The organism is Marivita cryptomonadis (assembly GCF_002115725.1).
Classification (GTDB): Bacteria; Pseudomonadota; Alphaproteobacteria; order Rhodobacterales; family Rhodobacteraceae; genus Marivita; species Marivita cryptomonadis.
Window position 1 is genome coordinate 1 of record NZ_JFKD01000082.1, and the last position, 1,068, is coordinate 1,068.

The 1,068-nt window shown below is 59.1% G+C and carries 1 protein-coding gene; it reads right to left on the reverse strand.

Annotation, left to right across the window (positions count from 1 at the left end; genetic code table 11):
• Positions 1–7: 7 nt before the first annotated feature.
• Positions 8–970, reverse strand: a complete 963-nt coding sequence (locus MCRY_RS22365; RefSeq protein ID WP_004577240.1) for an IS30-like element ISPpu17 family transposase — start codon at positions 968–970, stop codon at positions 8–10.
• Positions 971–1,068 lie beyond the last annotated feature (98 nt).

The following is a 1,068-nucleotide window of genomic DNA, read 5'->3' on the forward strand; positions in this document are numbered from 1 at the left end:
CCTGAATTCAACACATAAGTGCAACGCTCACCCCTGTATGCACTTCGTACGGCGTCTTCCAGCCCAAGCGCTTGCGCGGGCGTAGATTGATCCTCGCTACTGTCCGATTGACGGCTTCGACGGTCAGCTTGCTGAAGTCGCTGCCCTTGGGGAAATACTGGCGGAGCAGACCGTTGGTGTTTTCATTGGTGCCACGTTGCCAGGATGAATAGGGGTCTGCAAAAAAGACCTGGCACTGGCTCCGTAGCGCGATGCGTTCATGCCCGGCAAACTCCCTTCCGTTATCCAGCGTCAGCGTGTGAGCGGCATGGCCCTGAAGCATCAGATTGATCGCCCGCGTTACCTGCCGGCGCGTTCTGCGCTTGACCGGATAGGCGCTCAGATAGCCGCTTTTGCGATCAACCAGGGTCACCAGGTTACCGCCCAGTCCATGTACCGTATCGCCCTCCCAGTCCCCCAGGCGCTCGCGGCTTTCGACCTCGGCTGGGCGTTCACTGATTGACACGCGATTACGCAGCTGCCCGCGCCGATCGTGGCTTCCATAGCGTTTCCGGTAGCGCTTTCGGCGATGTCGCAGATAGGTATAAAGCTCACCACCGGCGCGCTGTTCGGCGGCAATGAACCGATAAATCCACTCATGGCTGACCGCCCGGCTTGGCTGCTCCTGCTTCAACCGCTGGGCGATCTGCTCCGGACTCATGCCATGCTTGAGCCACACCGGGAGATGATGGCTGAGCCATGTCGCCGGCTTGCAAAACTTGCGCGCACCCGCTCGACGAGCATCACTTTCATGGGCCGCAGAAACAGCCTTGTAGATATTCTGGGTGCTGTTGCGGCGAACCTCGCGACTGATCGTCGAGGGATGCACGCCGACCCGCTTTGCAATGCTCGCCTGGCTCTCTGCGGCGCTCAAGCCAGCCTCAATCTGGTAACGTTGTCCCTGAGTCAGCTGCCGGTAATGCGTAGTCATCTGCGCTTGAATCCTTCGGTGTGAGAGCCTGGATTCTACCGGTGGCTGGCTCTCTGCCTCTCGTTTCAAGCGTTGCGCTTATTCTATGAATTCAGGGA

Excerpts from the sequence above, each read along its gene's own strand:
- MCRY_RS22365 (WP_004577240.1), bottom strand. The coding sequence starts at position 970 with ATGACTACGCATTACCGGCAGCTGACTCAGGGACAACGTTACCAGATT.